This window comes from Vogesella mureinivorans (assembly GCF_007644035.1).
Taxonomy (GTDB): domain Bacteria; phylum Pseudomonadota; class Gammaproteobacteria; order Burkholderiales; family Chromobacteriaceae; genus Vogesella; species Vogesella mureinivorans.
The window spans coordinates 1-289 of record NZ_VMTV02001163.1 but is presented as its reverse complement, the minus strand read 5'-3'; the positions used below and the strand labels follow the sequence as shown (position 1 = coordinate 289).

The window sequence follows — 289 nt, the reverse complement described above, 5'->3', positions numbered from 1 at the left end:
ATAGAGAATATATCCGCCCATCAGTTTGCTGGCAATCGCCTTCCATGCTTCCTCGATGATGAGCGCCTTTCTTCGGTCTTTTCGGAGACGCATTTTCTGGATGAAGGTATCCATGATAATGAGTGTCACGATCGGAAACAGTTTCGGGTTGTCTTTCACATTGTCGATTTCAAAGACGATGAATGGTTCGTCAAAGAGCGTGTTGTCTGCACTTTCGTTGAGTGTCGTTCCATATCTTCCGCCTTTGTAGAAATCCTTCAGCACGAACAAGAATGTCCTTAGATTAAAT

The 289-nt window shown here is 43.9% G+C and carries 1 protein-coding gene; it reads right to left on the bottom strand.

The genetic code is table 11. The features are described from left to right. On the bottom strand, window positions 1-289 hold a 289-nt coding region (locus FLQ44_RS23325), incomplete at both ends, for a TraG/VirB4 family ATPase (RefSeq protein ID WP_439144964.1).